Here is a 7,939-nt window from a genome sequence, read left to right on the forward strand (position 1 = left end):
GCCCATGTCCGCGATCGCACGCAGCCGGCGCGCGGCCGTGCGGAACGTGCCGTGCGGCTGCTCGGCCGTGCCCTCGGAACGGGGGAAGAACTCGTACCAGGAGCCGTACAGGGCCCGTTCGCGCTCCACCAGCAACGGCATCGGATCCGACGCGGTCACCAGCTCCCGCAGCGGATGGCGGGCCAGGACCGCCTCCACCTCCGGCGCCAGGGCCGCCGCGAGCCGCCAGGCGGCCGGCCGGCTCCGGTCCCGCAGGGCCGCCACCGCGTCCAGCACGGGCGCGCGGTGCTCCTGCGGGACCCCGGCGGCGGCCCGCTCGTACAACTCGGCGCCCTCCGCCAGCACCAGATCCGTGTCGATACCGGCCGGGATCTTGATCCGGGCGGTGTGCCGCCAGGTGCCGAGCGGGTCCGACCACGCCTCCACCGTGTAGGTCCAGCGGCCGGGTTCACCCGCCGTGACCGTGGCGCCCCAGCGGTCGGTGCCGGGGGCCAGTTCCCGCATCGGCGTCCAGGGCCCGGCCCGGCCCGCCGGGTCCCGCAGCACGACGTTCGCCGCGACTGCGTCGTGGCCCTCCCGGAACACGGTGGCCGAGACCTCGAACGACTCCCCGGTCACCGCCTTCGCGGGCCTGCGCCCGTGCTGGACCACGGGGCGTACGTCCAGGACGGGGATGCGGCCCAGGGTGGTGGCCGCGTCCGGGGAGGGCCGTTCCCCGTCCGCGGACGGGCCGGCGGCGCCGGCCGGCGCCGCCCCTTTCCTCCCCGTCGTCCTCTTTCCTGCTGCCTTGGTCGTGCTGTGTGTCGTGGGTGCTGACGAATGCTGCCTCGCGGGCATGACCGCTCCTGTCCGCTTCGACGTGGGTGTGGCGGATGGATATGGGGAGGTGGGTCCTGCGGAAGTGCTGTGGTGCGCCTGTGGGGTGTGTACCGGAGGAGCCTTCCCCACCCGTTCGGGTGGGCAATCCGGCACTTTGTTAACTACTCACGCGTACGTCTACGCACAAGACCGGCCCCTTTTCTCCGGGTGCCCCCTGACCGGGTCTTGACGCCCCGGCGGCTCCGACACCCCCGGCGGTACGTCCCCACCGACCGCGCGGTAACCACTACCGTCGAAGACGACGACGAGACGCACAGCGCCGTGCGTCTCACCCCGCGACGCGTCCCGAGGTGGAATGTGAAGGCGATCCGCCGGTTCACCGTCCGTCCCGTACTCCCCGACCCCCTCCGGCCGCTGAGTGACCTGGCGCGCAATCTGCGCTGGTCCTGGCATGCGGAAACGCGCGATCTGTTCCAGTCCGTCTGGCCCGAGGGCTGGGCCGGCAGCGGCGGGGACCCGGTCCGGCTGCTCGGCAGCGTCCGGCCGGCCCGGCTGGCCGAACTGGCCGGGGACCGGCGGTTCCTGCGCCGGCTCACCGCGGCCGCCGACGACCTCGACGACTATCTGACCGGCGACCGCTGGTACCAGGAACAGACCGACGGCCTGCCCCGCGCCGTCGCCTACTTCTCGCCCGAGTTCGGCATCACGGCCGCGCTCCCGCAGTACTCCGGCGGCCTCGGCATCCTCGCCGGCGACCACCTGAAGGCGGCCAGCGACCTCGGGGTGCCGCTGATCGGGGTCGGGCTGCTGTACCGGCACGGGTACTTCCGGCAGACCCTCTCCCGTGACGGCTGGCAGCAGGAGCACTATCCGGTGCTCGACCCGAACGAACTGCCCCTCACCCAGCTGAAGGAGGCCGACGGCACGCCGGCCCAGGTCTCCCTCGCGCTGCCCGGCGGCAAGGCACTGCGCGCCCGGATCTGGCTGGCGCAGGTGGGCCGGGTGCCGCTGCTGCTGCTCGACTCCGACGTGGAGGAGAACGAGCTCGGCGAACGCGGGGTGACCGACCGGCTCTACGGCGGCGGCAGCGAGCACCGGCTGCTCCAGGAGATGCTGCTCGGCATAGGAGGTGTGCGGGCCGTACGGACGTACTGCCGGCTCACCGGGCACGCCGGGCCGGAGGTGTTCCACACCAACGAGGGGCACGCGGGATTCCTCGGTCTGGAGCGGATCGCCGAACTGTGCGCGGGCGGCCTGGACTTCGACCCGGCGCTGGAGGCGGTGCGGGGCGGGACCGTGTTCACCACGCACACCCCCGTGCCGGCCGGCATCGACCGCTTCGACCGGGAGCTGGTCGGCCGGCACTTCGGCCCCGACGCCGAACTCCCCGGCATCGACGTGCAGCGGATCCTGGCACTGGGCATGGAGACCTATCCGGGCGGCGAGCCGAACCTGTTCAACATGGCCGTGATGGGGCTGCGGCTCGCCCAGCGGGCCAACGGGGTGTCGCTGCTGCACGGGCAGGTCAGCCGGAGCATGTTCGCGGGGCTGTGGCCGGGATTCGACCCCGAGGAGGTGCCGATCACCTCCGTGACCAACGGGGTGCACGCGCCGACCTGGGTGGCGCCCGAGGTGCTGCGGCTCGGGGCGCGGCAGGTCGGCGCCCAGCGAACCGAGGACGCGCTGACCGTCGGCGGCTCCGAACGCTGGGACTCGGTCGCGGACATCCCGGACCAGGAGATCTGGGAGCTGCGCCGGACGCTGCGCGAACAGCTGGTGCTGGAGGTACGGGAGCGGCTGCGGGTGTCCTGGCGGCAACGCGGCGCGGGTGACGCGGAGTTGGGCTGGATCGACGGGGTGCTGGACCCGGACGTCCTGACGATCGGCTTCGCCCGTCGGGTCCCCTCCTACAAGCGCCTGACGCTGATGCTGCGCGACCGGGACCGCCTGATGGAGCTGCTGCTGCACCCCGAGCACCCGGTCCAGCTCGTGGTCGCGGGCAAGGCGCACCCGGCGGACGACGGCGGCAAGCGCCTGGTGCAGGACCTGGTCCGCTTCACCGACGACCCGCGGGTCCGCCACCGCATCGTCTTCCTGCCCGACTACGGCATGGCGATGGCGCAGAAGCTCTACCCCGGCTGCGACGTCTGGCTGAACAATCCGCTGCGGCCGCTGGAGGCCTGCGGCACCTCCGGCATGAAGGCCGCCCTGAACGGCTGCCTCAACCTGTCCGTCCTGGACGGCTGGTGGGACGAGTGGTTCCAGCCGGACTTCGGCTGGGCCATCCCGACCGCGGACGGCGCGGGCACGGACCCCGACCGCCGGGACGACATCGAGGCGGCGGCCCTGTACGACCTGCTCGAACAGCGGGTCGCTCCGCGCTTCTACGAACAGGGGCGCGCCGGCCTGCCCGACCGCTGGATCGAGATGGTCCGCCAGACCCTCTCCCTGCTGGGCCCGAAGGTGCTGGCCGGCCGCATGGTCCGCGAGTACGTCGACCGGCTCTACGTTCCCGCCGCGCAGGCGCACCGCGCGCTGACCCCGGACACGGCGAGCGAGCTGGCCGCCTGGAAGTCCCGGGTCCGGGCGGCCTGGTCCGGGGTGAGCGTGGACCACGTGGAGACGACGGCCACGAGCGTCACGGCGGAGCTGGGCACGACCGTCGGCCTGCGCGTGCGGGTGGCCCTCGGCTCGCTGACCCCGGACGACGTGGAGGTCCAGGCGGTGTCCGGCCGGGTGGACGCGGAGGACCGCATCACCGACGCCACGGTGGTCCCGCTGAAACCGGCCGGCACCCCCGACCTGGAAGGCCGCGTCCTCTACGAGGGGCCCCTCTCCCTCGACCGCACCGGCCCCTACGGCTACACCGTCCGCATCCTCCCCACCCACCCCCTCCTGGCCTCCGCGGCCGAACTCGGCCTGCTCGCGGTGCCGTCGCAGGAGGTGGGGGAAGGGGCGGGGATGGTGTTGCGGTGAGCCTGACCGGCGGTGCCGGCTAGCGTGCGTTGAAGGGATCGATCGCGAGTGATTCCTGGACGCTGAGCAGCCGGCATTCGCCGGTCACGCTGTGTACCGATATCTGACAAGGTCCGTAGCAGAGGTACTTGTCATCCCTGGTCTCGACGTACTTCGCGGACTGGAAGGCGAAGTAGAAATATTCGCCCTTCTGTGACTTGTACTCCTGGTCCGGAAACATGGCCGTCTCATTGTCCCAGTCGGCGGTCAGCTTCCGGATGTAATCCGCTGCAATCCGTTCGGCTTGCTCGATCGTGAGCATCAATTCGTCCTCATCAGCTTGAATGATTGGAAATATGTAGGGTCGACGAACCCTGTTTGTGCATCGATGAAGAGTACTCGATTCTGATCGTTCACGATATTGAACACGTGCCCCGGCATGCCCCCACCGGGACTCGCCGCGACTATACCGCGAGCGCCGTGTCCAGAGTTTCTGACATGGTCGACCATGCCCCAGAAGTCGGTGTCCTTGAAGCCGGATCCGTATACCTTCTCCAGGCGCTCAAGGGACTGGAACCCTCCCATGTCGCCGGGGACGGGTTTGATGCCGTTGCCGCGCATGTATTGTTCGAACGCATCGGCCACGTACGTGCAATTCGTGTTGCCCCCTTCCGGATTGAAGTGTTTCGGCAGGTCCGGATAATGGGGCGTCTCGTACGGCTTGGGCGGGAAGGGTGACTTCTGCGGAGCGAGTCCGAGGGGATCGCAGGAGACAGAGGGCCGGTCCACGTAGCCGACAGGGTTGGCCGCCGGAGCCAGGCCGAGGGGATCCTGGCTGACGTACCGGCCGACTTCCGTGTCGTAGTACCTGAGGTAGTTGTAGTTGAGGCCCGTCTCGAAGTCGAAATACTGTCCAGGGAAACGCAGCGGAGTGTAAGCGCGGCTATCGGCCGGCCAGGAAAGTTTTCCCCAGTTGGTGGCCGAGGCTCGCCAGGCGATGTCGCCGGACTCGTCGATCAGCTCGCACGGAGCACCCGAAAGATCGGACACGATCGCGAAGAAGCGTGCGTCGATCTCCTCCTGCGAGGCCGCGGCCATGGTCCTGCGCTCGCTCTGCGCAACCGCTTCGACGCCGTTGAGGTGCCACGTCAGGGTCACCGAGTCGGCTGAGTCCGCCCAGCTGGTCGTCTGCTCGCAGAGCGAGGTGCCGTCCCAGGCGAAGTCCACCTGCTCCAGTACGTCGACACCGTTCTCGGCGATGCGCTGTTTGCCGACGCGCCTGCCCAGAGGGTCGTACAGGTACCGCCACACTGTGCCGTCCGGAGTGACGACCCGGGTGAGCCGGTCCTCCGCGTCCCAGCTGTACCGCCAGGTGTCCGGCTTGCGGGAGAGCCGGGTCCTCTGCCGCAGCACCACACGTCCCGCGGCGTCGTGCTCGTAGCGGATCCGGCCGGCACGGACCAGGTCGGCGCCTTGGTAGACGCGTTCGCCGCATCCGTCATCGCCGAACCGCCGGGCGGGCCAGTCGGCGGCCGTCTGGTTGCCGAGCTGGTCGTACGCGTAGGACTCCGACCAGCCGTCCCCGGTCACCCGGGTCGTCCTGCCTGCCGGATCCAGCTCGTAGTCACGGATTCCGTTCAGTTGGTCATCGACCTTGGCCAGGCTGCCGTCCGCGCGGTAGCCGTAGGTCCGCGACTGAACACGCCGGTGAGAATGGTCCACCGCCTGGGAGATCATCCGGTTCATCGCGTCGAACGACCGTGAGACAGTGAGGAACTCGCCGAACCGGCGGCTGACTTCGCGGCCGGTGCGGTCGTGCTCCAACGTGATGACGCGCCCGTCCGCCGTGAGCCGGCAGGGCTTCCCGTCGGCATCGAACTCCCACGTGCTGACGGCGCCCGATGGGGTCCTGCGCTCGGTCAGGTTGCCGAACTCGTCGTACCGATACGCGACTTCTCGACCGTTGATACGCTCGGACACCAGGCGTCCGTGGCGGTCACGGAGGAGGGTGAGTTCCGCGTGACCGTTGCCGGCATGGGCGATCTCGTCGGTGAAGTCGTAGGTGTACGTCATCACCTCCCCGTCGACGATCTTGCGGACGACCTGTCCCAGTTCGTTGTGCTCGAAGGAAACGACCTGGCCGAGGGCGTTCGTGCGGGAGACCAGCGCACCGGCCGCGTCGTACGCGTACCGGATGGCCCGCCCGCCGAAGTCGGTCTCCGTGCTCAGCCGTCCCGCGGCGTCGTACTCGTAACTCCACGTCTGACCCTGAGGATTGGTCACCCGGGTCAGGCGGAGTTCGTCGTCGTACGCGAACTCGTAACGAGAACCGTCGGGTTCGACGCGTGTGGTCAGCAGATCAAATGGGCCGTACTCGAACCGGGTGACTCCGCCGACCGTGTTCGTGTGGGTGAGGCAGTTCCCCTCACCGTCGTACGTCCACGATTCCTCGGTCCCGTCCGGATTCCGGCGACGCGTGACATGACCCTCGACGGACCATTCCATCTCACCGGTCGCACCGAAGGGGTCGGTGATGGCGGTCACGCGGCCGAAGGCGTCCCGCCGGTACCGCATGACGTTCCCCGCATGGTCACGCACCTCGGCGGGCAGACCGGCCGCGTCACAGGAGATGGTGGTGACCCGGCCGTACCGGTCGCGCATCGTGGACACATGACCGCGCTCGTCGTACGTGAAGAAGGTTCGACCGCCGGCCGAGTCGGCCACCGACGTCAGGTTCCCGCGGTCGTCGAACTCCTGGCGTACCGAGCCTCCGTCCGGGCGCACGATGCGGGTGAGCAGCCCGCGGGCGTCGTAGGAGAGCGTCGTGCGCCGGCCGTCCGGACGGACGATCTCCGTCACGTTCCCCATGTCGTCGTACCGGCGGGACGTCGTACGGCTGACGGCGTCGGTCTCGGACAGCAGGCGATGGAAGCGGTCGCGGGTGAAGCGCCGGGTGTGCCCTGCCGGATCCACCATCGCGACGATCTGGTGCAGGTCGTTGACGAAGTACCGGCGTACGGCGCCCTCGCCGTTGACCGCCGTCGTGGTGTGCAGCCCGGTCTCCGGGTCTCTCGTGCCGTAGGACAGCCGCAGGCTCATATGCCCTTCTGTGCCGCCCTGCGCGATGCACCGGTCCCTGTCGTCGTACGCGTACGTGTACGCGTGACCGTTGGTGTCCGTCCAGGAGGTGACGCGTCCCCGCTCGTCGTAGGCGAAGCGGAGAGGCAGCCCGGACGAGTTCCAGACCTCGGTGACATTCTCTTGCGTGTACCCGTACCGGATCAGCTGGAGATCGGATCCGTCCTCGCTTCCCCCGGCCAGGTACAGGCCGGTGATCCGCCCGTCGGCACTCTCGATCCGCAGACGGTAGCCACCGCTGTGGACGACGGCCGAGGGCACTCCCGCCTCGTCATGCGCGAACGTGATCCAGTTGCCGTTGCGGTCGTCGATCTGTTCCAGCACCGCGAGACCGGGGCCCCGGTCGGCGAAGTGCCAGGTGCGGTGGGTCCGGGGATCCGTGATCGTGTAGCCGCCGTCGACACGGTCCAGGGAGAGACGGGGACCGTGGCTGGGCAGGGTGGGCACGCCGGGGGCGGGGTGGGGGTACGACAGGAGGAGGCCGTCCTCCGTGACGAAGACGACTCCTTCCGCGTCGATCTCCAGGCGCTGGTCCAGGGTGGAGGACCAGGACGGGCCGAACCAGCGGCCCAGGTGGTAGCCCGACTCGACGCGACGAGAGAGGACCAGCGGGAGTGCGCCGGGGAGGGTGACGTCCGTCTGCGGCAGGTACATCTTGCCGGTGGCCAGGTCGATCGGGTCGGTGCCGCCGCTGTATACCGCATCCGACTCCCGTGAGGGCCCGTGCGGGTCCTCGTTCACCCGGTCCCGGGCCGTCTTCCCGGCCGCGCCCTCGGTCCCCGCCCGCGCCTCCCTGCGTGCCGCGGCTTCCGCTGCCTGCCGGGTCAGACCGACCTCCGCCGCATCCCGGGCAAGACCCGCTTCCAGTCCGGCCCCGTCGCCGAGGAGGAGCTGGGGGACCATGCGTCCGCCGAACTCGGAGGGGTCTTTGCGGAACTCGTCCCACATGGTCTTCGCGGTGCGTTCGGGGTGGGCGGCGGTGGAGGTCAGGCCGGAGAGCGTCATGCTGACGTTCTGCAGGTAGGCG

General features: G+C 69.8%; 4 protein-coding genes. 1 reads left to right on the forward strand and 3 read right to left on the reverse strand.

Annotation, left to right across the window (positions count from 1 at the left end; translation table 11 throughout):
- The coding region (locus IG05_RS43045) for a maltotransferase domain-containing protein (protein ID WP_037815798.1) at nucleotides 1-837 on the reverse strand (837 nt) is incomplete at its 3' end.
- A gap of 339 nt (nucleotides 838-1,176) precedes the next feature.
- Here IG05_RS43045 and IG05_RS0140460 point away from each other — a divergent pair.
- Nucleotides 1,177-3,795 carry a glycosyltransferase family 1 protein gene (locus IG05_RS0140460; protein WP_030349105.1) on the forward strand — a complete coding sequence of 873 codons (2,619 nt, stop codon included), beginning with the start codon at nucleotides 1,177-1,179 and terminating at the stop codon, nucleotides 3,793-3,795.
- Between the two features lie 19 nt (nucleotides 3,796-3,814).
- On the opposite strand, the gene IG05_RS0140465 is transcribed toward IG05_RS0140460, so the two are convergent.
- Both IG05_RS0140465 and IG05_RS0140470 read right to left on the reverse strand, forming a co-directional pair.
- Nucleotides 3,815-4,096 carry a hypothetical protein gene (locus IG05_RS0140465; protein ID WP_030349106.1) on the reverse strand — a complete coding sequence of 94 codons (282 nt, stop codon included), beginning with the start codon at nucleotides 4,094-4,096 and terminating at the stop codon, nucleotides 3,815-3,817.
- A complete protein-coding gene (locus tag IG05_RS0140470; protein ID WP_051790831.1) occupies nucleotides 4,096-7,917 on the reverse strand; it encodes a DUF6531 domain-containing protein in 3,822 nt (1,273 codons plus the stop codon). The genes IG05_RS0140465 and IG05_RS0140470 overlap by 1 nt, the downstream gene beginning before the upstream one ends.
- Nucleotides 7,918-7,939 lie beyond the last annotated feature (22 nt).

The sequence above is a fragment of the Streptomyces sp. NRRL S-1022 genome (assembly GCF_000720135.1).
Taxonomy (GTDB): domain Bacteria; phylum Actinomycetota; class Actinomycetes; order Streptomycetales; family Streptomycetaceae; genus Streptomyces.

Coding starts and splice junctions, on each gene's coding strand:
- IG05_RS0140465 (WP_030349106.1), bottom strand. CDS start 4,096: ATGCTCACGATCGAGCAAGCCGAACGGATTGCAGCGGATTACATCCGG.
- IG05_RS0140470 (WP_051790831.1), bottom strand. CDS start 7,917: ATGACGCTCTCCGGCCTGACCTCCACCGCCGCCCACCCCGAACGCACC.